Source organism: Provencibacterium massiliense (genome assembly GCF_900169495.1).
Classification (GTDB): Bacteria; Bacillota; Clostridia; order Oscillospirales; family Ruminococcaceae; genus Harryflintia; species Harryflintia acetispora.
In genome coordinates this window covers 1,888,200-1,913,007 of record NZ_FWCH01000012.1, presented here as the reverse complement: position 1 = coordinate 1,913,007, position 24,808 = coordinate 1,888,200, and the positions used below count along the sequence as shown (strand labels likewise).

General features: G+C 59.7%; 25 protein-coding genes. 13 read left to right on the top strand and 12 right to left on the bottom strand.

The window, feature by feature from the left end; all coding sequences use genetic code 11:
• Positions 1-11 precede the first annotated feature (11 nt).
• From mnmE to rpmH, 6 genes are all read right to left on the bottom strand, one after another.
• The gene (gene mnmE, locus B5477_RS14270) at positions 12-1,385 is read right to left on the bottom strand and encodes a tRNA uridine-5-carboxymethylaminomethyl(34) synthesis GTPase MnmE (RefSeq protein WP_079700303.1); all 1,374 of its coding nucleotides are present in this window, start codon (positions 1,383-1,385) and stop codon (positions 12-14) included.
• A gap of 81 nt (positions 1,386-1,466) precedes the next feature.
• On the bottom strand, positions 1,467-2,594 hold the full coding sequence (gene jag / locus B5477_RS14265; RefSeq protein ID WP_079700302.1) for an RNA-binding cell elongation regulator Jag/EloR: 1,128 nt from the start codon (positions 2,592-2,594) through the stop codon (positions 1,467-1,469).
• Between the two features lie 17 nt (positions 2,595-2,611).
• Positions 2,612-3,676 carry a YidC/Oxa1 family membrane protein insertase gene (locus tag B5477_RS14260; RefSeq protein ID WP_159449073.1) on the bottom strand — a complete coding sequence of 355 codons (1,065 nt, stop codon included), beginning with the start codon at positions 3,674-3,676 and terminating at the stop codon, positions 2,612-2,614.
• A 79-nt stretch (positions 3,677-3,755) separates the two neighbouring features.
• Positions 3,756-4,007, bottom strand: coding sequence for a membrane protein insertion efficiency factor YidD (gene yidD, locus B5477_RS14255; protein WP_079700300.1), 252 nt, complete (start codon positions 4,005-4,007; stop codon positions 3,756-3,758).
• Positions 4,004-4,366, bottom strand: a complete 363-nt coding sequence (gene rnpA / locus B5477_RS14250) for a ribonuclease P protein component (RefSeq protein WP_079700299.1) — start codon at positions 4,364-4,366, stop codon at positions 4,004-4,006. The genes yidD and rnpA overlap by 4 nt, the downstream gene beginning before the upstream one ends.
• Positions 4,367-4,499: 133 nt before the next feature.
• Entirely contained in the window at positions 4,500-4,634 is a 135-nt protein-coding gene (rpmH, locus tag B5477_RS14245) for a 50S ribosomal protein L34 (RefSeq protein ID WP_079700298.1), read from the bottom strand.
• Between the two features lie 300 nt (positions 4,635-4,934).
• On the opposite strand from rpmH, the gene dnaA reads away from it, so the two are divergent.
• The 8 genes from dnaA (at position 4,935) to gyrA (ending at position 14,637) form a co-directional block, all read left to right on the top strand.
• A complete protein-coding gene (gene dnaA, locus B5477_RS14240; protein WP_079700297.1) occupies positions 4,935-6,254 on the top strand; it encodes a chromosomal replication initiator protein DnaA in 1,320 nt (439 codons plus the stop codon).
• Between the two features lie 361 nt (positions 6,255-6,615).
• Positions 6,616-7,719 (top strand): DNA polymerase III subunit beta, encoded by a 1,104-nt coding sequence (dnaN, locus tag B5477_RS14235; RefSeq protein ID WP_079700296.1) that lies wholly within the window; start codon positions 6,616-6,618, stop codon positions 7,717-7,719.
• 10 nt (positions 7,720-7,729) lie between these two features.
• Entirely contained in the window at positions 7,730-7,951 is a 222-nt protein-coding gene (locus B5477_RS14230; protein WP_079700295.1) for an RNA-binding S4 domain-containing protein, read from the top strand.
• Positions 7,948-9,057: a DNA replication/repair protein RecF gene (gene recF / locus B5477_RS14225; RefSeq protein ID WP_079700294.1), complete on the top strand. Its 1,110-nt coding sequence runs from the start codon at positions 7,948-7,950 to the stop codon at positions 9,055-9,057. The genes B5477_RS14230 and recF overlap by 4 nt, the downstream gene beginning before the upstream one ends.
• A 3-nt stretch (positions 9,058-9,060) precedes the next feature.
• Positions 9,061-9,330, top strand: coding sequence for an extracellular matrix regulator RemB (remB, locus tag B5477_RS14220; protein WP_079700293.1), 270 nt, complete (start codon positions 9,061-9,063; stop codon positions 9,328-9,330).
• Between the two features lie 84 nt (positions 9,331-9,414).
• Entirely contained in the window at positions 9,415-11,352 is a 1,938-nt protein-coding gene (gene gyrB, locus B5477_RS14215; protein ID WP_117507676.1) for a DNA topoisomerase (ATP-hydrolyzing) subunit B, read from the top strand.
• A 23-nt stretch (positions 11,353-11,375) separates the two neighbouring features.
• Positions 11,376-11,975 carry a YcxB family protein gene (locus B5477_RS14210; RefSeq protein WP_079700291.1) on the top strand — a complete coding sequence of 200 codons (600 nt, stop codon included), beginning with the start codon at positions 11,376-11,378 and terminating at the stop codon, positions 11,973-11,975.
• Positions 11,976-12,048: 73 nt separating this feature from the next.
• The gene (gyrA, locus tag B5477_RS14205) at positions 12,049-14,637 is read left to right on the top strand and encodes a DNA gyrase subunit A (protein WP_079700511.1); all 2,589 of its coding nucleotides are present in this window, start codon (positions 12,049-12,051) and stop codon (positions 14,635-14,637) included.
• A 354-nt stretch (positions 14,638-14,991) separates the two neighbouring features.
• Here gyrA and B5477_RS15490 read toward each other — a convergent pair whose 3' ends face one another.
• Positions 14,992-15,120: a helix-turn-helix domain-containing protein gene (locus tag B5477_RS15490; protein ID WP_159449072.1), complete on the bottom strand. Its 129-nt coding sequence runs from the start codon at positions 15,118-15,120 to the stop codon at positions 14,992-14,994.
• 78 nt (positions 15,121-15,198) lie between these two features.
• On the opposite strand from B5477_RS15490, the gene B5477_RS14195 reads away from it, so the two are divergent.
• The 3 genes from B5477_RS14195 to B5477_RS14185 are packed head-to-tail and all read left to right on the top strand — an operon-like array spanning position 15,199 to position 17,058.
• On the top strand, positions 15,199-15,591 hold the full coding sequence (locus B5477_RS14195; protein ID WP_079700289.1) for a GntR family transcriptional regulator: 393 nt from the start codon (positions 15,199-15,201) through the stop codon (positions 15,589-15,591).
• Positions 15,569-16,267, top strand: a complete 699-nt coding sequence (locus B5477_RS14190; protein WP_079700288.1) for an ABC transporter ATP-binding protein — start codon at positions 15,569-15,571, stop codon at positions 16,265-16,267. Before B5477_RS14195 ends, B5477_RS14190 begins: the two co-directional genes overlap by 23 nt.
• Entirely contained in the window at positions 16,261-17,058 is a 798-nt protein-coding gene (locus B5477_RS14185; protein ID WP_079700287.1) for a hypothetical protein, read from the top strand. Before B5477_RS14190 ends, B5477_RS14185 begins: the two co-directional genes overlap by 7 nt.
• A 90-nt stretch (positions 17,059-17,148) precedes the next feature.
• Here the strand turns inward: B5477_RS14185 and B5477_RS14180 are convergent, their stop codons facing one another.
• From B5477_RS14180 to B5477_RS14170, 3 genes are all read right to left on the bottom strand, one after another.
• Positions 17,149-18,054: a PfkB family carbohydrate kinase gene (locus B5477_RS14180; protein WP_159449071.1), complete on the bottom strand. Its 906-nt coding sequence runs from the start codon at positions 18,052-18,054 to the stop codon at positions 17,149-17,151.
• Positions 18,055-18,162: 108 nt separating this feature from the next.
• A complete protein-coding gene (locus tag B5477_RS14175) occupies positions 18,163-18,609 on the bottom strand; it encodes an ImmA/IrrE family metallo-endopeptidase (protein WP_079700285.1) in 447 nt (148 codons plus the stop codon).
• Positions 18,610-18,613: 4 nt separating this feature from the next.
• The gene (locus B5477_RS14170) at positions 18,614-19,003 is read right to left on the bottom strand and encodes a helix-turn-helix domain-containing protein (protein ID WP_159449070.1); all 390 of its coding nucleotides are present in this window, start codon (positions 19,001-19,003) and stop codon (positions 18,614-18,616) included.
• A 291-nt stretch (positions 19,004-19,294) separates the two neighbouring features.
• Between B5477_RS14170 and B5477_RS14165 the strand changes: the two genes are divergently transcribed.
• Together B5477_RS14165 and B5477_RS14160 are read left to right on the top strand one after the other, a co-directional pair.
• A complete protein-coding gene (locus B5477_RS14165) occupies positions 19,295-19,516 on the top strand; it encodes a hypothetical protein (RefSeq protein WP_079700283.1) in 222 nt (73 codons plus the stop codon).
• A gap of 2 nt (positions 19,517-19,518) precedes the next feature.
• Positions 19,519-19,842 carry a sigma-70 family RNA polymerase sigma factor gene (locus tag B5477_RS14160; protein WP_079700282.1) on the top strand — a complete coding sequence of 108 codons (324 nt, stop codon included), beginning with the start codon at positions 19,519-19,521 and terminating at the stop codon, positions 19,840-19,842.
• A 68-nt stretch (positions 19,843-19,910) separates the two neighbouring features.
• Here B5477_RS14160 and srtB read toward each other — a convergent pair whose 3' ends face one another.
• A complete protein-coding gene (srtB, locus tag B5477_RS14155; RefSeq protein ID WP_079700281.1) occupies positions 19,911-23,534 on the bottom strand; it encodes a class B sortase in 3,624 nt (1,207 codons plus the stop codon).
• Positions 23,535-23,610: 76 nt separating this feature from the next.
• The gene (gene thiI, locus B5477_RS14150; protein WP_079700280.1) at positions 23,611-24,786 is read right to left on the bottom strand and encodes a tRNA uracil 4-sulfurtransferase ThiI; all 1,176 of its coding nucleotides are present in this window, start codon (positions 24,784-24,786) and stop codon (positions 23,611-23,613) included.
• Between the last annotated feature and the right edge of the window lie 22 nt (positions 24,787-24,808).

The window sequence follows — 24,808 nt, the reverse complement described above, 5'->3', positions numbered from 1 at the left end:
ATTCCTCCGTTTTACTTTCCCACACAGAATTTGGAGAACACCTCGTCCACCACCGCCTCGCTCGCCCGCTGGCCGGTGAGCACCAGCAGCTCGTCCAGCGCACAGTCCAGGCAGACGTTGATGGCATCGAAGGTCATCCCGTTTTCCAGCGCTTCCAGCGCCTCGGCCAGCTGGTCGTGCGCCGCCTGCGCGCAGAGAAGCTGCCGCTCGCTGATCAGGAGATCCTGTCCCGGCGTGAGCTGATCGAGCTCCATCACCCGCAGCACCGCCTCCTCGAGCTGCTGTACCCCATCCCCGCTCTGGGCGGACATCGCCACCGTCTCCCGCACGTAGGGAAAAACTTCCTGCGGCGCAATGTTCTGCCCGGCATCGGTCTTGTTGATGACCGCGATGGCCGGTTTTCTGGACAATTCTTCCAGTATTTTCCTATCTTCATCCTGTAGCCGGTCAGTGCTGTCCAGCACCACTATGACCAGCTGGGCCGTTCTTGCCGTGCTGCGCGCGAGATCCACCCCCGCGGCCTCCACCGGGTCGTCGGTCTCCCGGATTCCGGCGGTGTCAGCCAGCTCGAGCAGGATGTCCCCGAGCATCACCCGGCTCTCCACCACATCCCGGGTGGTGCCGGGAATGGCGGTCACGATGCTCTTCTGCCGCCCGGCGAGGAGGTTCATTAGGGTGGATTTTCCCACATTCGGCTTACCGACAATGGCGGTGACGATCCCGTCCCGGAAAAGCCGGCCTCTTTCATAGCCTTCCAAAAGGCCATGCAGCTCCTGTCGCTCCTTCCGCATCTGGGCGGCCAACTGCTCCCCAAAGACGGCGTCCTGCTCCTCGTCGGGATAGTCGATCCAGGCCGCAAGCGAAGCGCTCAGATGGACAAGATTCTGTGCGATCCGCTCAATCCTTTGCTGCAGCGCACCGTCGCGCGCCGCCAGCGCCGCCGCGGCCGACTGGCTCCCCTGTGCGGCGATCAATCCGGCAACCGCCTCCGCCTGGGTAAGGGAGAGCTTGCCGTTTAAAAAGGCACGCTTGGTAAACTCCCCCCGACCCGCGGGAGAAGCCCCCAGCTGAAAACATCGGCTGAGGGTCCGTCTGAGCAGATAGGCACCGCCATGGCAGCAGACCTCGGCCACGTCCTCGCCGGTATAGCTCTTGGGCGCACGGTAGACGAAAACCACCGCCTCGTCAAACTCCCCGTCCTGGTCGTAAACCCGGCCATACAGCCCGCTGTAACCCGGCAGGGAGGCGGGGGAGCGCTTCGGATCGGCCGGGCGGACGAGCCGCTGTGCAATATCCAGCGCGTGTGGGCCGGACAGGCGCACCATCCCGATCCCGGCGGGGGAGAGGGGGGTCGAAATCGCCGCAATGGTAGTCTGTGAATCCATGGTACACCTCCAATAAGAAAACGGAAGTTTCTCTTACAAGAAACTTCCGTTGCCAAAACTTGTTCCCTGCAGGGAAACTGATTATTCTGGTAAATCGATCTGGGAGTAGAGGGGCATCTGCGGCTCCTCCTCCACGGCTGGGGCCTGTACCTGCGGCTTCTCGGTCTTCAGTGCGGGCGGGGGATTGAGCCTTGCCAGCTCCTCGGCCGTGATCTGATCGTCGATCCGCGCTCCCGGTATCACCGGCTGCGCATTCCCTTGGCGCCCCTCGCGTTCCTGCCGCTCACGTGGCTCCCGGTTTTCCCGCGGGCTGCGGGAGCGGCTGCGCTCCCCGCCGCGGCGGCTGCCGCCGGCAGAACGGCCCTCCTTCGGCGCATCGGTGCGCTTACGGGGGTTCTTCGAGGAGATGACCACCCGGCGGTTGGGCTCTTCGCCGATCGACGAGGAGGTAGCGCCCTCCACCTTGGAAACCGCCGCATGGATGATCCTGCGCTCATAAGGGTTCATCGGCTCGAGCTTGGTGGAGCGTCCGGTCTTGACCGCATTCCTGGCAAGCTTGGTGGCCAGACGCTCCAGCGTCTCGGCGCGCTTTTTCCGGTAATCGCCCGAATCGATCGAGATGCGCATATAGTCGCCGCCCATCCGGTTGGCAACCAGGGAGGTCAAATACTGGACCGCATCCAGCGTCTCGCCGCGGCGGCCGATGATCACGCCCAAGCCGTCCCCTTCAAGGCGGATTTCAATGCTTTCCCTGGTCTGGCGGGGGGTCACCACCGCGTTCTTCACGCCCATCTGCTCAAGGATTTCACCCACATACTGGGCGGCGACCTTCGCCTTTTCGCTGAGCTCCAGCTCCTCGAGGGGCTCCTCGGCCGCGACAGGCTCCGCTTTGGGCGCGGGAGCCTCTTTTTGCTGCACGGGAGCCGCCTTCTTCGGCGGGCGGGGCTGCGACTCCTTTTTCTCCCGCTTGGGCGCTTCCTTTTGGGGCGCCGCCGGTTTCGGGCTCTCCTTCATCGGCTTTGCCGGCTCCTCGGCCTCGAGGCGGTAGACGCGCACCTTGGCAGGTATGTTGCGCAGGCCGAGAAATCCCTTTTTCGGCATCTGCAAAATTTCAAAGCTGGTCTCGTCACTGGTGGCGCCCATCTCTTCATAGGCGCGCTCGAGCGCTTCGTCCACCGTTTTGGCCGTCATAATGATCTCGTTTTGCACCGCTTTTCCACCTCTTTCTATTTCAGGTCCTCATCCGTGACTTCCACGTATTCCTCGCCGTACCGTTCGGCGTCGCGGCGCCTGGCCTCGGCCAGCTTGCGGCGGTTGATCTCTTTTTGAGAAAGGGCCTCTTCGACTTCCTTCTCCTCAACCTTGCCTTCCTTGAGCTTTTTCTTGGCCTCGATCTTCTGCTGGCGGGCTTCCTCCCGCTTTCTCTCCGCCTCAGCGGCGGCCGCTTCAGCCATCTCCTTGGGGTTATAGAACTTGTTGAGCAGCACGGTCTGCACAAAGGAGAAGAGGTTGGTCAAAATCCAGTACATACCCACGCCCGCCGGAACCTGGAATGCGATGAACAGAGACATCAGCGGCATGGCCCACATCATGGCATTGGTCATCCCGCTGCCCGCGGCGTTCTCGCCCATGGTGGCCTTGCTCTGCCGGATGGAGGCCATCGAAAGCATCACCGAGGTGACGCCCGACAGGATCGGGATAAGGATGAGCAGGTTTAATGTAAAGGTCGGCACCTGTGACAGGTCGATCCCGAGGAACACAAAGTTGAAGTCCTGGATCTTGCTGACAAAATCCGAACCCATCGAGGAGAAGGCGCCGGGGTTCTGCTGCACCGCATTGATGACGCTGATTTCCGAGCTGTAGGGGTTTACCGTCAGCCCGAGGTTGTTGACGATATCGGTCGCCTGGGTGATCATCTCGCCCGAAAAGCGCATGATGTGCTTGAGGGGATGATAGATGACGTCGATCAAACCGAAAAGGATGGGGAACTGGATGAGCATGGGGAGGCACCCGGACATCGGGTTGAAGCCCTCCTCCTCATACAGCTTCATCATCTCTTCGTTCATTTTCTCTTTATTGTTTTTATACTTGTTCTGGATCTCTTCCATCCGCGGACGGAAGGCGGCCTGCTTGGCCATCGATTTTTGCTGCTTGATCATCAGCGGGACCATGGCCAGCTTGGTGATCAAGGTGAAGAGGATCAGCGCAAGCCCGTAGATCGGCACGACCTTGTAGAGCAGCCACATGATCCAACCGAGCGGGTAGCCGAATATCGCATTGATAAAACTCATGTTGACCTCCGTCTTTGCCCGCCGCCCGGCACTCAGGCAGAAGACAAGTTTGGTATGGAGCAAAGCCAATGATAGCCGCCTATTGTTGCGGCTGTTTCTTCCTGTTTTTCTGCTCCTGCTTTGGCGGCACCGGATCATAGCCGCCTTTAAAGAGAGGATTGCAGCGCAGGATCCGTTTCATCGAAAGAAACCCGCCCCTGATTGCTCCGTATTCAGATACCGCTTGCAGAGCATATGAGGAACAGGTTGGATAGAACCTGCAGCAGGCAGGCTTATAAGGAGAAATGTGCTTTCGATAAAATTGGATGAGCGCCAGCAACAGCTTTTTCATAACGTTCTTTCATCCGCCATCCTTGCGGCGGCCTGCGGCAGCAGCTCGCCGAGCTGCCGTTTCATGACCGGGACGATCCTGGTCGATTTGCTGTACACCGTCTTGACCCGGCAGACAAAGACCACGTCCCAACCGGCCGGGATTTCACCGCACTCCCGCAACGCGGCGCGCACCACGCGGCGCGCACGGTTGCGGCTGACGGCCTTGCCGATCTTCTTCGAGGACACCACCCCGACCCGGGCGATGCCAAGGCGGTTTTTCATGGCATAGGTAACAAGCAGAGCGTGCACTCTGCTTTTCCCCTTTGCATAGATCCGCTTAAAATCCCGATTTTCACTCAGTGTTACGGTCTGCGGCATAGCAAAGCCCCTTATTTGCGCGCCGTTTTCGGCACGCCAGCTTGTCCCACAACGGAACCCCTTTTACTGCGCCATCCGTTTTTTTCGAAAGAACGCAATAAAATGAAAGACCACAATGTCTGTGGTCAGGTCATTAGTAGCTCAGACGGGCTCTTCCCTTTGAACGTCTGCGGGCGAGTACCTTGCGGCCGTTCTTGGTAGCCATTCTCTTGCGGAAGCCATGCTCTTTTTTACGATGGATCTTCTTGGGCTGATACGTTCTAAGCATCCTGTTCCCCTCCCTTCGAGGCAAAACCTTGCAAGGTAATATTATATCCGAACCATTCCCCTCTGTCAAGCCGTTTGCGCGGGATTTTTGGAAAAGTGCTTTAGTATAATAAAGTTTCTACATTATTTATATATATAGCAAATTACCCCGTTGAAAAACTTGAACGCCCGTCCCTTTTATGATAAAATAAAGAGGTTGAAAAACGGTTGACTTTTATTTTTCCACCGTGATTCCACCCCTTTTTCGCAGTCTTTTCCCAACTTAAATTTTGCTTTTCATCCTTTGGAGGGTCATATTAGAATGGAATCCTTTCACGAAGTTTTCGAGCTGGTCAGCGAATACTGCAAGGGCGAGATCAGCGAGGTTGCCCACAAGGTCTGGATCAAGGACATTGAGCCGCTCAAGCTCGAAGGGTCCACCGCATATCTCGGTGTCAAGACCGATTTCAAAAAGAAAATTCTCGAAGAGCGGTATCTGGGGCTTCTGGCCACCGCCTTTGAAAATGTGCTTGGCTTTGAAGTAAAGGTTGAAATCGTCTGCCAGCCCGATCTTTCTCCCGCCCCCGAGCCGGAGGCGCCCTTCCTGTCCAAGCCCTCCGGGAATGGGGACTATGAGTACACCTTCTCCACCTTCATCATCGGCCCGTCCAACAAATTCGCCCACGCGGCCTCCCTGGCAGTGGCGGCCAATCCGGCGAGCACCTATAATCCCCTGTTTATCTACGGCGCCTCGGGGCTTGGCAAAACCCATCTGCTCTACGCCATCTGCAATGAAATTCAAAAGAATTCCCCCCAGAAAAAAATCATCTACGCCAAGGGTGAGGAATTCACCAACGAGCTGATCAACGCCATCGCCACCCAAACGACCAAGGAGTTCCATGACAAGTACCGGATGGCCGACGTGCTTCTGGTGGACGATATCCAATTTATCGGCGGCAAGGAGAGCACCCAGGAGGAATTCTTCCATACCTTCAATACCCTCTACCAGGCCGGCAAGCAGATCGTCCTGACCTCGGACCGGCCGCCCAAGGAGATCAAAACCCTGGAAGACCGGCTGCGCACCCGCTTTGAATGGGGGCTTTTGGCGGATATCCAGCCGCCCGATTTCGAGACGCGCATCGCCATCATCCGGCGTAAGGCACAGCTGCTGGGCTCCACTATGCCGGACGAGGTGGCCGAATACATAGCAAACCGCCTCAAGAACAATATCCGCCAGCTCGAGGGCGCGGTCAAAAAGATCATCGCCTATGAGGAGCTGGCCCATACCCCGCCCTCCATCCTGATCGCCCAAAACGCCATCCGGGACATCCTCAACGACAACCAGCCCATCCCGGTCACCGTCGAGCGGATCATCTCGGAGGTCAGCCGCACCTATTCGGTCTCCGCGCAGGACATCCGCTCCAACAAGCGCTCAGCTCAAATATCCAGTGCAAGGCAGATCGCCATTTACATCGTGCGGGAGATCACCCAGATGTCGATGTCGGCCATCGGTGAGGAATTCGGTGGGCGGGACCACTCCACCATCGTTTACGCCATCCAGCAGGTGGAAAAAAACATGCAGCACGATTCGGTCTATAAGGAAACCATTGAGGACATCATCAAAAACATCCGCAACAATTGAGTTTCCACTATTTTTGTTTTTCACCTTTCCACCATCAGGTTCTTTTGTGAAGAATTTACTGCTCTTTTTTGGTTTTGCCCATTCTTTTCCACAAATTATCCCTCTTTAAAGGCTCTTTTCCACTGCCCTGTGAATTTTTAAAACCTCTTTCAACCTCTAAACAAATTATCCCTTCCCGTTTCAAGATACTCTTATTGCCTCAAAACGGCACAATCAAGCCATTTCAGGGCTCTCATCCACTTTTGCGCGGCCCCTACTATTACTACTAAAATATATTCTTTTCTTTTCTCGCGATTTTCCCCGCTTCCTTTGCTGTTAAAAACTTCGGTCTCTCTTTGAGGGGACAGAAAGAAGGTAACATATGAAAGTCATCTGCAATAAAGATAAGCTCTGTGACGCGGTCACCAACGTCTCACGGGCGGTATCCTCCAAATCGACCATCCTGGCGCTGGAAGGCATCCTGCTGCAGGCCAAGGGGGATTCCCTTTCCCTGACCGGGTACGACCTGGAGCTTGGGATCACCACCACCATCGATGCCAAGGTCGAGAGCGAGGGTGAAATCATCCTCTCGGCGCGGCTGCTTTCGGACATGATCCGCCGCATGCCTTACGAGGTGATCGAGATCTCCAGCGACGAAAAGCTGTTGACCCAGATCGTCAGCGGCGCGGCCGAATACACCATTTTGGGGCTGGATCCGCAGGAGTTCCCCGAGCTGCCCACCGTCAGCGGCGAGCCGCTGCTTGAAATGGAGGCGGGCGCGCTCAAGTCGATGATCGACCAGACCCTCTTTGCGGTGGCGGTCAGCGACGCCAAGCCGGTTCACAAGGGCTCCCTTTTTGATATCAAGGAGAGCGTGCTCACCGTCGTCTCGGTCGACGGCTACCGCCTTGCCCTGCGCCGGGAGCCGGTCAAGGTCGGGGAGGATGTCAGCTTCGTGGTGCCGGGCAAGACCCTGTCCGAGGTTTCCAAGCTCCTGGGCGATCCGGAAAAGCAGATCTCTCTCACCATTTCCAAAAAGCATATTATCTTCCATATTGAAGGGTATTTTGTCATCTCCCGGCTGCTGGAAGGAGAGTTTCTCGATTATAAGGCGGCCATCCCGGCCGACCAGACCACCGAGATTCTGATTTCCACCAGGGCCTTTATCGACAGCATCGAGCGCATCTCGCTGCTGATCTCGGATAAGCTGCGCTCTCCGCTCAAGGTAAGCTTTCTCGACGAGGTGATCAAATCCTCCTGCTCCACCACCATCGGCAAGGCGCACGATGAAATTGCCTGTAAAAAGACCGGCGACGACGTGGATATGGGCTTTAACAGCAAATATCTGCTGGATGCGTTGCGCGCTTGCAGCAGCGACGAGGTCCTGCTCCAGGTCAACGGCCCGCTCTCCCCGATGAAGGTGGTGCCCAAAGAATCGGACGGCTTCCTCTTCCTGGTGCTGCCGGTCAGGCTGAAGAGCGAATAAAGGAGACCATATGCAAAAAATCAAGGTGCCCATCCGAACCGAATACATTAAAATGGATTCCCTTTTAAAATTTGCCGGGGTGGCGGATACCGGCGGGATGGCCAAGGAAATCATCGAGCAGGGAGAAATAACCCTTGATGGGGAGACCGTCGTCCAGCGGGGCAAAAAGGTGCGCCCCGGCATGACGGTCCAGGTGGGGCTGGATGTGCTCATCGAGGTCACCTCGGCGTGAGGATCAAGAGGATCGCGCTGCAAAACTTCCGCAACATCGAGCAACTCGAACTTCGGCCCGGCGAGGGGATCAACCTCATTCACGGCGAGAACGCCCAAGGAAAGACCAATCTGATCGAGGCGGTCTGGCTGTTCAGCGGAATGAAGAGCTTTCGCGGCGCGCGGGAGAGCGAGATGGTCCGCTTCGGACAGGAGAATGCGCGCCTTACGGTCGAGTTTTTCAGCGAAGGGCGCGATCAGAGCGCAAGCCTTACGTTGGGCGGAAAACGGGGCGTATGGGTCAACGAGATCAAACGGGATGCGATGTCCGACCTGTGCGGTGTCCTGCCTGCGGTGGTATTTTCCCCGGTCCATCTCTCCTTGGTCAAGGACGGACCGTCCGAGCGGCGGCGCTTTCTTGATACGGCGATCGGCCAACTGCTGCCCTCCTATAACAGCGCGCTTTCCTATTATCAAAAGGCTCTGTTTCAGCGTAATGCGCTGCTGCGGGACGTGCAGTACCACAGCGAGCTGCTGGATACCCTGGAAATCTGGGATCAGAACCTGGTGCGCGCAGGCGCGCAGGTCATGCTTTTGCGCCAGCGATATATCGCGCGGATCGGGCAGGCCGCCAAAGAGGTATACGAGGGGATTTCCAAGGGCCGCGAGGAGATGAACGTTTCCTACCAGTGCTCGGTCGAAGGATACGACCCTGACTGGGACTTGCCGAAGCTGCGCGGGGAGCTTGAAAAGGCTCTGCGCGCGCACCGCGCGGAGGACATTCGCCAGGGGGTCACCTCGGTGGGAATTCACCGGGACGACCTGGCGATCACGTTGGGAGGGCTCAGCGCCCGGCTTTACGGCTCCCAGGGCCAGCAGCGCAGCTGTGTGCTGGCATTAAAATTGGCAGAATGTGGCATAATAGAGGAAAGTATGGGAAAGGTACCGGTCATCCTGCTCGACGATGTGATGAGCGAGCTGGACCACAGCCGCCGGGATTACCTGCTCAATCGGATCGGCGAGCGCCAGGTGTTTATCACCTGCTGCGAGGAGGATATTTTCCATGTCCTGCAAAGCGGGCGCTCTTTCCTGATCGAAAACGGCGCCATCAAAGGCGGGGAGGCATAGCATATGTACCTTCATCTGGGGCAGGAGATCGTGATCCGGCTCTGCGACATCATCGGCATCTTTGACATTGAAAACTCCACCGTCAAAAAATCCTCAAAGGATTTCTTAACCACCGCGCAGCAGCAGGGAAGGGTGGTCAACGTATCCAGCGAGCTGCCCAAATCTTTTGTGGTCTGCCAGGAGGACGAGGAGACGGTTGTGTATATTTCTCAGATTTCAAGCGCGACTCTGCGCAAGCGGACCGGTTTTTTAAAGGACTTTTCCTGTTTCTAAACTGTTAAGACCTTTACACTGGCTGAATATCAACATCTCGGGAAAGAGATATTGTATCCTAGAAAAGAGACGGAGGAACGAAACGTGGCGAATACTCCCAACAACGAAGAATACGGCGGCGGCCAAATCCAGGTCCTGGAGGGGCTGGAGGCGGTCAGAAAACGCCCGGGCATGTACATCGGCTCGACCGGGCCGAGAGGGTTGCATCACCTGGTCTACGAGGTGGTGGACAACTCGATCGACGAGGCGCTCGCCGGCTACTGTACCCACATCGAGGTGGACATTCTGCCGGGGAACATCATCAAGGTCTCGGATGACGGGCGGGGCATCCCGGTCGGCATCCAGCCGAAGCTCGGCATCCCGGCGGTGACGGTCGTCTTCACCGTGCTGCACGCGGGCGGTAAGTTCGGTGGCGGCGGATACAAGGTATCGGGCGGCCTGCACGGCGTTGGCGCCTCGGTGGTCAACGCCCTGTCCGAGTGGCTGGAGGTCGAGGTCTGCGACGGGAAGCATCGCTATTACCAGCGCTTCGAGCGGGGTAAGGCGGTGGACGACCTGAAAATTGTGGGAGACACCGACAAGACCGGCACCAACGTCGCCTTCAAGGCGGACAGCGAAATCTTCGAGACCACCGATTATGAATTCGACGTGCTCGAGACCCGCCTGCGGGAGCAGGCCTTCTTAAACGCGGGGATCAGGATCACCCTGACCGATCAGCGCCAGAGCGAGCCGGTGCGGGAGAGCATGCAGTACGAGGGCGGCATTAAGAGCTTTGTCGAGCATATCCATAAGCGCCGCAGCCTTGAGGTACTGCACGACGAGGTGATCTACTTCGGCGTGGAGAAGGAGGATTGCACCGCCGAGGTGGCGCTGCAATACAACGACAGCTACAATGAAAATATCCTCTCGTTCGCCAACAACATCCACACTCCCGAGGGGGGCACCCATGAGGACGGCTTCAAGCGGTCCCTCACCCGGGTCTTCAACGACTATGCCAGAAAAAACAACATCCTCAAGGAGAAGGACAAGAACCTCTCGGGCGAGGACGTGCGCGAGGGGCTGACCGCCATCATCTCGGTCAAGCTCACGGATGCGCAGTTCGAGGGTCAGACCAAGAGTAAGCTCGGCAACACCGAGATGCGTGGGGTGGTAGACTCGATGGTCTACGACAAGCTCTCCACCTTCTTTGAGGAGAACCCGGCGGTGGCCAGGACCATCCTCGACAAGGCCCTCACCGCCTCGCGGGCGCGCGAGGCCGCCAAGAAGGCGCGCGAGGCGACCCGGCGCAAGTCGGCGCTCGACGGGATGAGCCTGCCGGGGAAGCTCTCCGACTGCTCGGAAAAGAATCCTGAGAGCACCGAGCTTTTCATTGTGGAGGGAGATTCGGCCGGAGGCAGCGCGAAGGAAGGGCGGGACAGCAAGATCCAGGCCATCCTTCCGCTCTGGGGCAAGATGCTCAACGTGGAGCGCGCGCGCATTGACAAGGTCTACGGCAACGACAAGCTCATGCCGGTGGTCACCGCGCTCGGCTGCGGGATCGGGGACGAATTCGATCTCACCAAGCTGCGCTACGGCAAGGTGGTCATCATGGCGGATGCCGATGTTGACGGCTCGCACATCCGCACCCTGCTGCTGACCTTCTTCTTCCGCTACATGCGCCCGCTGATCGAGGGGGGGCACGTCTATATCGCGCAGCCCCCGCTCTATAAGGTTTCGCGCGGCAAAAAAATCCGCTACGCCTTCGACGAGGACCAGCGCGACGAATACGTCAGGGAGCTGTATCCCGACCGGACCGATGCGACAAACGTGCCGATCCAGCGGTACAAGGGCCTTGGTGAAATGAACCCCCAGCAGCTGTGGGAGACCACCATGGATCCGAGCAACCGTACCATGCTCAAGGTGGAGATGGAGGACGCCATGGCGGCCGACGAGATCTTCACCATCCTGATGGGGGACAAGGTGCAGCCCAGGCGCGAATTTATCGAGACCAACGCCAAGTATGTCGTCAATCTCGATATCTGACCCGGACAGGAGGAGGATGCCGGATGGACGATCAAAAGAAGAATCCCGCACCGCAAAACGACTACGCAAACGACGCGCCGCTCCAAAAGCCGAAGAAGCTGCCCTGGACGGGGGACCTGTCTTTACGGTTTCCTCTGGAGGAGGGCCAGCTGATCGGGTGGCTGAACCTGTCCGACCGGCACAACGGCTCCTATAACCGGCATGTCATTTTCATCTGCCTGCTGGTGCTGCTGGCGGTTAACTACGCGTTGACCATCCCGCGCGCGGAGAGCAAGCTCGGCCCGGTGCTGATGACGATTCTCTGCGCGGTGATGATCGGGATGATCGGCTACAACACCGCGACCGGAAACCGGCGCGCCGCGCGGCAGATATTGGCCGACGGGACCGCGTTCGGCTTCACCTTCCAGGAGGAGGGCTTCGTCATCGATTTCCCCAACGAGACCCGGCGGGTGGAGTGGCACGAAAAGGTGACCGTCCACGAATTTGAGGACTTTTATTCCATCCGCTACCGGGACAGCCGGGCCTTTGCGGTGCCCAAGGAGACGCTCAGCGAGGAACAGCAGGTGCAGATCGGCACCCTTCTGCGCGAGCGGCTTGGGAAGGATTACAAGTATTGCGCATAAAGTCAGCCTGCGAAAGGAATGAATCCAGAAAATGAGCAACGAGATAAACGACAACGAGCTCTCCCGCGATCCAATGGAGGAAGAAGGCGGGGATGGCGGGGACGGCGGCACCAAGGTCATTCCCGTAGAAATCCGCAAGGAGATGAAAAAGTCCTTCATCGACTATTCGATGTCGGTCATCACCTCCCGCGCCCTGCCGGATGTGCGCGACGGGCTCAAGCCGGTGCACCGGCGCATCCTCTACACCATGTACGACGAAGGGATCACCCCGGAGAAGGCCTACCGCAAGTCGGCTTACACCGTGGGCGCCGTGCTCGGTAGTTACCACCCCCACGGCGACGCTTCCGTTTACGACGCGCTGGTGCGCCTGGCGCAGACCTTCTCGATGCGCTATCCGCTGGTGGACGGCCAGGGTAACTTCGGCTCGATGGACGGGGACCCGCCGGCTGCCCAGCGTTATACCGAGGCCAAGATGAGCAAGGTCGCGGTGCATATGCTGACCGACATCGAAAAGGATACGGTGGACTTCGTGCCCAACTACGACGACTCGACCACCGAGCCGTCGGTGCTGCCGGCGCGCTTCCCGAACCTGCTGGTGAACGGCTCGGCGGGCATCGCGGTCGGTATGGCCACCAACATCCCGCCCCACAACCTGGGCGAGGTGATCGACGCCACCATCCACCTGATCGACAACCCGGACGCCGAGCTCGCCGAGCTCATGGAGTTCGTCCAGGGCCCGGACTTCCCGACCGGCGGCCAGATCATGGGGCGCAGCGGGATCCGTGCGGCCTATGCGACCGGGCGGGGGAAGATCATCCTGCGCGGCAAGGCCGACATTGAGGAGATGAAAAACGGCAAGCAGCGCATCGTGATCACCGAGACCCCCTATATGGTCACCCGAAATAGGATCGTCACCGCCATCGCTGACCTGGTCAAGGACAAGCGGGTGGAGAACATCACCGCGCTGCGGGACGAGAGCAACCTCAACGGCACCAAGATCGTGGTCGAGCTGCGGCGGGATGCCAACGCGCAGGTGATCTTAAACCAGCTCTATACCTTCACCCCGCTGCAGGATACGGTGGGGGTCATCATGCTCGCCCTGGTGGACGGGCAGCCGAGGATCCTGACCCTCAAGGCCATGCTCACCGAGTACTTAAAGCATCAAAAAGAGGTCATCATCCGGCGCACGCGGTTCGATCTCAGGAAGGCGCAGGACCGCGCCCACATCCTCGAAGGCCTCAAGAAGGCGATCGACTTTATCGACGAGGTGATCCGCATCATCCGCGGCGCGCCCGATATCCCCGGCGCCAAGGCCGCGCTGATCGAGCGCTTCGCGTTTTCCGATCTGCAGGCGGCCGCCATCGTGGCGATGCGCGTTGGGCAGCTTTCCGGACTGGAGCGCAAGAAGATCGAGGACGAGCTGGGCAACCTGCAAATTCTGATCCAGGAGCTGACTGAAATTCTCGGGGACGAGGGGAAGGTCTACGACATCATCCGCAAGGAGCTGCTGGAGGTCAAAAACAAATTCAACAACCCCCGCCGCAGCGAAATCCTTGCGATCAGCGGGGAGATGGACATCGAGGACCTCATCCCGGTCGAGGACTGCGTGATCACCCTGACCCACTACGGTTACATCAAGCGCCAGGTGATGGACGTTTACCGCACCCAGCGACGCGGCGGCCGCGGGGTGTCTGGGATGACGCGGCGGGAGGAGGACTTCGTGGAGGAGCTGTTTATCTGCTCCACCCATGACTATATCATGTTCTTCACCAGCAAGGGCCGGGTTTTCCGCCTCAAGGGCTATGAGATCGCCGAGGGTTCCCGTGCCAGCCGGGGCACCAATATTGTCAATCTCCTCCAGCTCGACGAGGGGGAAAAGGTATCGGCAATGATCCAAGTGGACGACATCGAGCAGGACAAGTATTTGACTATGGTGACCAAGCGGGGGATCATCAAGCGCACGGCGCTCAGCGCGTTCAAGAACGTGCGCAAGATCGGGCTGATCGCCATCAGCCTGGATGAGGACGACGAGCTGGCTTGGGTGCGCCTGACCGGCGGCGAGGACGAGCTGGTGGTGGCGACCCGCAAGGGAATGGCCATCCGCTTTAATGAAAGCGACGCCCGCCCGCTCGGACGTACCGCGCGCGGCGTAAAGGCCTTAAACCTCGGAGACGAGGACGAGGTCGTGGGGATGGAGCAGGTGCGCGAGGATGCGACGCTGCTGACCATTGCGGAAAACGGGCTCGGGCGGCGCACGCCGATCGAGGATTACCGGCTGCAGAGCCGCGGCGGCAAGGGCATCACCAACTACAAGGCCGAGAAGAAGGAGACCGCGGTCGCGGGGATTAAGATGGTGGACGAGGACGACGATTTGATCCTGATCACCGACGACGGGGTTATCATCCGGGTACCGGTGGAGCAGATCACGGTGCAGTCGCGGTACGGCGGCGGTGTAAAGACGATGCGGATCGGTCCGGACTCCAAGGTGGTCTCCCTGGCGCGCGCCCCGCACGAGGAAGAGGATGAGGGTGGCGAAGAAGAGACTGGCGAGCCGCAGGGCGAAGAACCCGGCGGAGAGCAGCAAAGCCCCCAGGAGGGCGCGGACGGCACGGGCGGCGAGCCGCCGCTCCCGATTCGCGAAACGCCTAACGTACAAGAATAGACATGCTCAGCCCGCGTCCTGAATGCGAGCGGCGAAAAACGAACAAAAAACGCAGCGGGAAATTCCCGCTGCGTTTTTGCGCAGTCCGAATTCTAGGGTTCCAAGGGGTCAATGACCCTTTGGCGGGGCGTGGGGCAGCGCCCCACGGTCTTAAAGCGCAGCGAAGCGCGGGGCGGCGAGCCGCCGCTCCCAATTCGCGAAAGTACTTTTGTGCTCCCGGAAACGCTCAGCCCGCGTTTTCAAAGACTTCTAAGCGCGGGGAGGGGGAATCGAGCCTCCAGTGGCCATGTCCCAAGCAGAGCTTGGGACAGTGGGGAAACCCCAAGAGGGGGTTCCCCTCGTTTCCGGAAAAGATCACTCTGCCGGTGGCAGGTATTCCAATATATCCGAAACTGCGCAGCCAAGGACCCGGCAGAGGCGCGCAAGGATGGCGAGGTCTATCCGCTGAAGGCTTCCCGCTGGAACTATAAAAAAATTTTTCAAAAAACCCTTGACAAAACTAAAATCTAATTGTACTATTGTATTACGCTATTAATACAATAGTACAAAGGAGGCGGACCTATGAATTGGGAACTAAAGTCCGACCGACCCATCTACGTACAGCTTATCGAGCAGATTCAGCTCAGGATCGTGTCGGGCCTGTATCCGGCGGGGTCGCGATTGCCGGCCGTGCGGGATATGGCGGCCGAGGCGTCGGTCAACCCGAACACCATGCAGAAATCATTGGCAGAGCTGGAGCGCAGCGGCTTGGTTTACACCCAGCGCACCAGCGGAAGATTCGTTACGGAGGACAGGGCTATGATACAATCTGTAAAAGAGTTGTTGGCTAGGGATCAGCTCAAGGAGTTTTTCATCAAGATGGGCCAGATCGGCTTCACGAGGGAGGAAACCATCACCCTGGTGGAGCAGGCGAGGGAAGGAGAGGATAGACATGACACCGATCTTGCAGTGTAAGGTACTCGGCAAACGCTACGGCGCGAAGGAAGCGCTTTCCTCGGTGGACCTTCAGCTCGGGCGGGGGCGGATCGTCGGCCTGCTCGGGCCGAACGGAAGCGGCAAAACAACCATGATCAAGCTCGCCAGCGGGATCTTGACCCCGACGAGCGGCGAAATTTTAATCGATGGGAAGGCCCCGGGCATCGAAAGCAAAAGCCTGGTCAGCTACCTGCCCGAACGCACCTATCTGGCTGATTGGATGCGGGTGAGCGACCTGCTGGGCTTCTTCGGGGATTTTTATCAGAACTTTAATCAGGAAAAGGCCAAGGAGATGCTCGAAAGGCTGGATATCAATCCCAACGACCGGCTCAAGACCATGAGCAAGGGCACCAAGGAAAAGGTCCAGCTCATCCTGGTGATGAGCCGGGAAGCCGGACTCTACCTGCTCGACGAGCCGATCGGCGGCGTGGACCCGGCGGCGCGGGACTACATCCTCAACACCATCATCACCAACTACAGCGAGAACGCCACGGTGATCATCTCCACCCACCTGATCGCGGACGTGGAGCGGGTGCTGGACGATGTGATCTTTATTGCAAGCGGCAAGATCGTGATGACCTCGTCGGTGGATGAGATCCGCGAGGAGCAGGGCAAGAGCGTCGACGAGCTCTTCCGGGAGGTGTTCAAATGTTAGGCAAGCTGCTAAAATATGAAACCAAGGCCACGGCGCGCATCTTCCTGCCGCTCTACGGCGCGCTGGTGCTGCTGGCGGTCATCAACCGCTTTTTCATGGCCATCCGCCCGGAGGGCCACTCCAACCTGGCTTTCAGCATGACGTTGGGAACCACGGCGACCGTCTATGGAATTTTGATCTTCGCGATCTTCATCCTGACCTTCTTCGTAATGATCCAGCGCTTCTATAAAAATTTGCTGGGGGACGAGGGGTATCTGATGTTTACCCTGCCGGTGCAGCCCTGGAAGCACATCGTCTCCAAGATGGTCGTATCCGCCCTCTGGATGGTCGCGAGCGTGATCGTGACGATGATCACCGTCTTCATCATGGCGCTGGATTGGGAGGACCTGCGGATGTTCGCCGAAATTCCCCGGGCGCTGGCCGTGCTTTATCAGCAGATGGGGGTACACGGCTACCTGTACATCCTGGAGTTCTGCACCCTGTGCGCGGCGGGGCTCGCGATGGGAATCCTCAACATCTACTTTTCGATCAGCGTGGGCCAGCTCTTTAACAAGCACCGGGTGCTGGCGGCCTTCGGGGCGTTCATCGCCACCGACATCGTGACCAACATCATCACCACCATCGGCATCTGGCTGATCGGGCACGTTCTGGACGGGATGCCCATCCAGGTCGGGATGATCGGATCTGCCCACCTGATCATGTGTACGCTGATCCTTTACTGCCTCTTCTACGGCGCGGCCTATTTTGTCGGGACCAATTACATCCTCTCCCGCAGGCTGAACCTGGAATAGGCCCTTAAATATGATTGCTTCTAAAACCCATAAACCAAACCGGAAAGGGGCGCCGCGAATTTTCGCGGCGCCCCTTTCTATGTATTATTTTTAGTTGATCTTCTCGCCGTGGCCGAAGGCCCCGGAGACGAAGCAGTTGCGGATGGCGATCAGGTTGCCCATGCTCATCGAATATTCGATGAGGGATTCCTCGTAGTCGAGACGGTCGGCCTCGGTGGTGTACTTCTGGGGCTCGCCCTTGACCATCGCCTCGAAGATGCGCTGGCCGTCGAAGTAGGTGGTCATAAACCCGGTCAGGAAGCTGTCGCCCGCGCCCATGGTGTCGGTGACCTTACCCTCGAGGTTATAGGGGGGCTTGATGAAGAACTTGTGGCCGTTGTAGATAAAGGCGCCCCGCTTGCCGATGGTGCACATCGCCAGGCGGCAGCCGAGCTCGTCGACACACTTTTTGAGATAGCCCTTGATTTCCTCGTCCGGGAGCTTCTTGCCCGAGAAGAACGCGACGTCGATGTTCGGGCAGACGCGCTCGAAGTCCTTTTCCTCCCAACCGTCCGAGAAGTCGTAGACGATGGGCACGCCGGTGGACTTGATCTTGCAAAGTTGGTCCTCGATGAAGCTGTAGCAGCTGGAATGCACCACGTCGAAGCCCTTGATGTATTCAAGCATTTCATCGGTGATCTGCAGGGGGTTCGACTTGCAGAGCCCCAGGTCGTTGTCGTCCCCGATCACCCGGTCGCCCTCAACCAGGTTGGTGCTGCAGCGACCGGTCTCGCCGTGCATGGTCGGGCACATCGAGAAATCGACGCCCATGTCGGTCAGGGCGCGGCGCAGCACGTCGGCCTGGCGGTCGTCGGCCAGGACGCCCAGATAAGCCGACTGGTGGCCCAGCTGGCGGCTGAAAGCGGCGATGTTCACGCAGTTACCGCCGGGATACATGGTGTTCTGATGGATGTAGCAATCCACTACGTTGTCGCCAACGCCGATTACCTTTATCATGGGAGACCCCCTGCCGCTGCCGCTGCGGCGTTGTTTGCGCCGGACCGTCATGCGGCTGTATTTTAACGATCCTACTACCCTCTATTCTACCCGGTAGCGGGGAATTTTTCAAGTCCCCGCCTCCCTACTCAGCAGCTCGGCCAACCGCGGGGGAAGGGAATGCCGCCCGCCTGGCCGCCACATCCCGGAGCCCGCGGCCGCCGGGGGCCAGGCCTCCTCGGGAAGGAGCAGAAGCGCCGCGAAGAGGTCGGCCTCCCGCTCGTACCGCCCGGGCACGCAGCAGGTGCACTCGCGCAGGAAATAGGAGTTGTGGCGCGGATGCAGGCGCAGATGCCCCAGCTCGTGCGCGCAGGTGGCCTCCAGCTCTTCCTCCAGCCGTTCGTTGAGAAAGATCTGCGCCTCTTCCCCATAGCGCAGCGAGAAGCCCGCCACCCGCCCGGGCAGGGGGTAGCAAATTACCCGCACGCCCAGTGCATCGCAGAGCTCGAAGGGGTCGCGGGTGCCATATTCGTTTACCAAGGAGCGCACCTCGTCCTTGATCCAGTCGCCGATCATGCTGTCACTTCCTGTTGTCGTCCTTTCGTTTTTCCCGCCGCCGCTCAAAGGCAAGCCTTGCCCCGAAGCGGATCGCCTGGGTAATCTCCTCGATGTCCCCCTCGTCCAGCGTTTCGCCGCAGAACATCAGGGTGTCCGCGCCCCGCAGCTCGTCGTGCAGGCGGGAGAGGATGTCGTCCAGCTCGTGCAGCGGCCCGTAGTCCTTTCCCAGGAAATAATCCGCGCTCACCCCCAGAAGTTGGCAGAGCTGCGCCAGCCGCTCGGGGGTGGGGCGGCGCCGGTCCTGCTCATACATCCCCACAGCGCTGGGGCTCACCCCCAGCCGCGCGGCCAGTTCGGCCTGGGACAGCCCCTCGCGCCTGCGCAGGACCTTCAGTTTTTCTCCCAGCGTCAAGCCGGACACCTCCTTGGACCAATGATCTCTTTGTGAATATGATAACACAAATTGTGTGAAATAACAACTATATTTGGTAATTATTCCTTGACAACACACAATACGTGTGATATAATCATAATTGCAGGAGATGATCCTGCTTTTTCATTCCATTATATAGAACATACGTTCTTTTGTCAAGAGGAGGGGTTTGTCAAGATCAATCAGAAGAAAAACAGCAAACCGGGCAGCGCCGCCTATCCGCCCGCGCGGGAGCTGCCACACGTTTTGGGCGGAGAAAAGGAGGGGCAAATGGAACGGTTGGCGGATGAATACCGCCTGGGCGCGGACCGGCTCTCCGAGCGGCTGGTCCTCCTGCGCCGGGAGCTGCGCACCGCGCGGGGAGAGACGGCCTTCCTGCTCGAGCGCAGGATCGAAACCATGCGCCGGGAGCTGGGGGACCTGCGCAGGATCGGAGGGTACCTGGCGGGCTATTACCGGCAGGCGGACGGCAGCGGCAGGCGGGAGGTGTAGGCATGCCGCTCAATCTTTGGAGCAAAAAGCAGATCAAGGTGGACAACTTCGACCTGTTTTCCCTGCGCCGCTTTAACCAGGAGGGGGAGGACAACCGCGCGGCGCGCCAGAAGTATAAAACCCTGCTTTCTCTGATCCTGCGCGACTATGTCACCGAGCGGCAGCGGCAGGTGGTGCTCTGCTATTACCTGGACGGGATGAAGGTCAAGGAGATCGCCAGGATGCTGGGGGTCAGTCCCCCCAGTGTCTCCCGCACCCTGGCGCGGGCGCGGGGCAAGATGCAGCAGGTGGCGAAGGGGCTGATGGATTCGGGAATTCTTAACTGAAAACAGGCGCACCGGTGGAAAACGGGGAGCGGCTTCGCCGCTCCCCGTTTTAATGTTACCGTAATTCGTTACCGCACCCGGCAGCCGGAATAGTAATGCCGCAGGATGTCGCGGTAGCTGTCGCCGTCCTCGGCCATCTCCTGCGCGCCCATCTGGCTCATGCCCACGCCGTGACCGTTGCCGTAGCAGGTGAACTCGAACACCTTGTCCGAGCTGTCGTAATACACCTCGAAGGCGGTGGACGGGATCTTCATGCTCAGCAGGGTTTCACGCACCCAACGCCCGGTCTTCTTCTTTCCGCAGACCTTGAGGGTGTCGACGTAGAGGTCGTTGTCGCACATCTTGAAATCGTCGAACCACTCGTCCTCGTCGTCCATCTTCTTGGTGCTGATCCCCTGCTTGTCCAACAGCTCCCTCATGGTGGTGCGCTTGATCCGCACGATCTTCTCGGGCACGTCCTCGTCGCTGTCCACGCTCTTGAGGTATTCCACCTCCGAGCCCCAGACGTCCTCGGCGTTGTTGGTCGCCCCCGCCGAGGAGGCGAAGTAGACCGCGTTGATCGGCTTGCCGTCGTAGAGGATCTGCTCCCCGATGACCTCCTCGACCGCGTTTTTGATCTTGGAGGGGATGCTGGCGTTCTTGTCCAGCGTCACCGACGCCTTCTGCCCGCGGGAGCCGTAGTAGTTGATGTAGGTGAAGGCCGCGACCGCCTGGGCCTTGAGCGCCTCGGTGTCAAAGCTCTTGCCCATCTCGGCCAGGACGATCCGCCCGATCACCTCTTCGGCCGGGGCCTTGTAGTCCTTGCCGTTCACCTGCACGGTGATGTCGTCGTCCGCATCGTAGGTGTAGACGTCGAAATCGTCCCACCACTTGTCTTCATCGTCGTCCTCATCATCCTCGTTGTCGTCCCACCAGTTGTCCTCGTCCTCGTCGTCCTCATCCTCCGACGACGAGCTCTTGCCGGCGCTGGTGCCCTTCACGTTGAGACGCGGGGTCACGCCGCTGCTGCTGGATTCGTCCTCGTCATCCTTGGAGGAGGACGAATTGCTGAGCTTAAGGTCGGGGGTCGAGGAACTCTGTGCCTTGGACGAGCTGCTGGCTTTGGAGGAGCTGCTCACCGCCGAGGAGGAGCTCTGTGCCTTGGAGGAGCTGCTCACCACCGAGGAGGAGCTTTCTGCCTTGGACGAGCTGCTGGCGGCCGAGGAGGAGCTCTCTTCCTTGGAGGAACTCGACTCCTCCTTGGAGGAGCTGGATTCCTCCTCATCCTTGGACGAGGAGCTCGGGTCCTGCGCGGCCACCGGCCCGGCGGGCCCGGCCGCGCCGCCCTCGGTGCCGCTGATCACCCCGCCGCTGGTGGGGGTGGTGCGGGATTTGCTGTTCGAGGGAGCCCAGGCGCCCATCCCCTCATATTTGGCGGGCTTCTGGCTCTTGGTGACTTCGTAGTACACGTCGGGCATCAACGGCTCGGGATTGACCTCGATCTTGGAGGTGTCCACCTCGCTGTCCTCGTCGTCGCGCACCTTGCGTCCGACCACCACGAAGCGGGCCTCCCAGAATTCGTAGGAACAGGTGGAAAGGGTCAAGAGCTTGTCGCCCTCTTCGATATCCACCCCGGTGTTGATCATCGAGCGCATCTGGATCTGGTCGACGAAGTCCATGAATTCCTCGTCGCTCGCCGCGTTGACGAACTGCTCATAGCGGAATTTCGGCCCGTGGTCCTGCTCAGTGCTGGCCAGGAAGACCGCCGCCACCTTATAATCGGCGTTTTCGTAAACGTTGTCGAAGTGGATGATGGGATGCTCCTTGAGGTACTCCACATCCTTATAGCCCAGCAGCTCGCCGAACATCTGGCCGTCCTTCATGTTGTGGCCGTAGATGATCGCGTTGTCGCTCTGCGGATCGAGCTCGACCTCATAGTCGAGGAAGGGCACGCCGTGCTGGTTGTCCTTGCGCTCGAAGTCGCGGCGCAGGTAATAGTCGTTGTCGGCGGCCTGGACCACCGGGTAGTTGACCTGGGTGCCGTCGATCGAAAGCCATCCTTTAAAATCGCGGTTCTGCTCCCAGTAGGCGGCGAATTTCGGCTGGTACTCCTCGGGATAGCCGTCCACGTCGCCGGGGTCCTTGCCGCTGTCGATCAGGTCGGCCAGGGACTGGTAGAGGCTCTTGGTGGCAAAGCGCTCGTAGTAGTAGCTGCCGATATAGATGCTCGAGCCCACGAACACTCCCAAAAAGACGATCACGAGCAGCTTGCGGATCACGTCGAAGGCGCCGTCCCCCTTGCAGGGGAGGATGACATGGTACCAGCGGCGCCGTCCCGGTCCGGCCGCCTTTCTGGCGCCCTTGGCGCGCCGCCCCGCCTCGGGGATGACGGCCGCGGCGGCTCCTGCCGCCTCGTCGCAGAGCTCGGCCTTCCCCTTGAGCGCCGCGCCCAGCGGGACCGCCCCGGGATAGGGCTCGGGGTCGTAGTCGAGGATCAGGCGCACCAGGTTGAGCGCGTGCATGGCCGCCTGATCCTGCAGCTCGGCCGGGCTGCGCTCAGGCGAAAGGCTCAGCTTGCGCACCACCACGCTGTCCTTGTTGCAGACCGCGATGTAGACGAGCCCGACCGGGCGCCCCCCATCGGCCTGCGGGCCCATCACCCCGGTGACCGCCACGCCGATGTCGGCGCTGCCCGCGTCCATCGCGCCGCAGGCCATATGTACCGCCACCTGGTCGCTGACCGCGCCGAACTTCTTGATCAGCTTTTCCGGGACTTTAAGCACCTCGTGCTTGACCCGATTGGCATAGGCCGAAACGCCGAACTCGAAGACCGCGCCGGCGCCCGGCACCATATTCAGCTTCTGGGTCAGGGGCGTGCCCGAGCAGGCCTCGGCCACCGCAATGTGAAGCCCCTTCTGCTTTAAGTGGGTGACGACCGCCTGCTGCAGAGAGGAGATGTCGATCCCATAGACATAGTCGCCCAGGCGGTTCACGACCTCCTTGAGCAGCGGGGTGCACATGTTGGCCGCCTGGGCCTTGGTGTTGGCCCGCGCCGAAACGTGCACCAGCACCTCGCCGCAGCACTGGTAAACCACCGCCACGGGATTGCGGCTGCCCATCAGGTCGCCGAGCATCTGCTCCACCTGGTGGTCGGGCAGCCCGAAGATGCGCGCCGTGCGGCTGACCACCACCGCCTGGGTGAAGCCCGCGAGATAGGCGTAGACGTAGTCGAGAAACATCGGGACGATCTCGTCCGGAGGTCCGGGCAGCATGATGATACACTGGTCCCCCGCTGAGATGGCGCACCCTGGCGCCAGGCCGGTGTTGTTGGGGAAGACAACGCTCCCCTGGGGCAGATTGGCCTGCTCCTGCGCCTCGGGCGGCATGGGACACCCCGCCGCCTCGTAGTAGGCGCGCACCCGCGCGAAGGATTCCGGGTGCAGCTCGAGCGGGATCCCCAGCCCCTTACAGATGGTTTTCTTGGTAAAATCGGTGGGCTCCATACCGAGCCCGCCGGTCGTGATGATCACATCGCTGCGCCGCAGCGCCTCGGCCATCGCCTGCTGCAGTCCCTGCTTGCTCGCGCCAACCGCGCTTTGATAACGCACCTCGATCCCGAGCAGCGAGAGCTCCCGGGATAACATCTGCGAATCCGCGTTGACGATGTCGCGCAGCATAGGGCCTGTGCCCACACCGATAATTTCAGCGATCATTGCGCCATGCACCTCCTCGTGAATGTGGAGTAACTTCCCTTAAACTTTTTTATCTATCTGTCTGTGCCATGGTGTCTTATAGTTCCCGTATCCAGACCGTTTCGGTGGCGGCGAAGGCCTCCTCGACGAGCGCCCCGCCCTGCAGCGCCTGCTCGGCCTGCTCGACCATCTCCAGCTTCGGCCTCGTGCGCGGATGCCGCGGGGTGAAGACGGTGCAGCAGTCCTCGTACGGCAAAATCGAGGTCTCGAAGGTGTCGATTTTGCGGGCGATGGCGACGATCTCGTTTTTGTCCATCCCGATGACCGGCCGGAAGATGGGCAGGTCGGTCACGGCGCCGGTGCAGGCCATGGCGAGCATGGTCTGGCTGGCCACCTGCCCCAGGCTCTCGCCGGTGACCAGGGCCGAGAGGCCGCCCTCTTTGGCGATCCGGTCGGACAGGCGCATCATATACCGGCGCATGATGATGGTGAACAGGTCCTCGGGGCAGTTTTTGCGGATCTCCTCCTGGATTTTGGTGAAGGGCACCACATAACACTTGATCCGCCCGCAGTAGGGCACCAGCTTTTGCAGCAGGGCCATCACCTTTTCCCGGGCCCGCTCGCTGGTGTAGGGCGGGCTTTCAAAGTGGATGGCCGAAAGCTCCAAGCCCCGCTTGGCCATCATGTAGCCAGCGACCGGGGAATCGATCCCGCCCGAGATGAGCAGCCCGGCACGCCCCGAGCTCCCGACCGGGATCCCTCCCGCCCCCGGCAGCTGTCCGGCGTGCAGGTAGGCCCCCCGCTCGCGGATTTCCGCGATCACCACCACGTCGGGGTTCTGCACATCCACCCGAAGATGCGGGAAGCTCTCCAGCAGAAAGCCGCCCAGCTCCCGGCAGATTTCAGGCGAGCGCATGGGGAAGCTTTTGTCCGAGCGCTTGGCCTCGACCTTGAAGGTCTTGACCGCGCGCAGGGCGGGGGCCAGATACTCCCGCGCCGCTTCGCAGATGGCTCCGTAGTCCTTTTCGACGACGCAGGCGCGGCAGTAGGCCGCCACGCCGAACACCCTGCCCGCTACCTCGAAGGCCTCGTCCATGTCGATCCCGTCGTCCTCGGGGGTGACGTAGATGGTGGACTGGGCCTTGAAATAGGAAAAGGGCCCGAGCGCGCGCAGCCGCCGCTTGGCGTTTTTGATCAGCAGGTCCTCGAACGAGGACCGGTTCTGTCCCTTGAGGGCGATCTCGCCCTCCTTGAGCAGCAATATTTCTTTCAAAGGGGTTCCTCCTGCCCGGTTG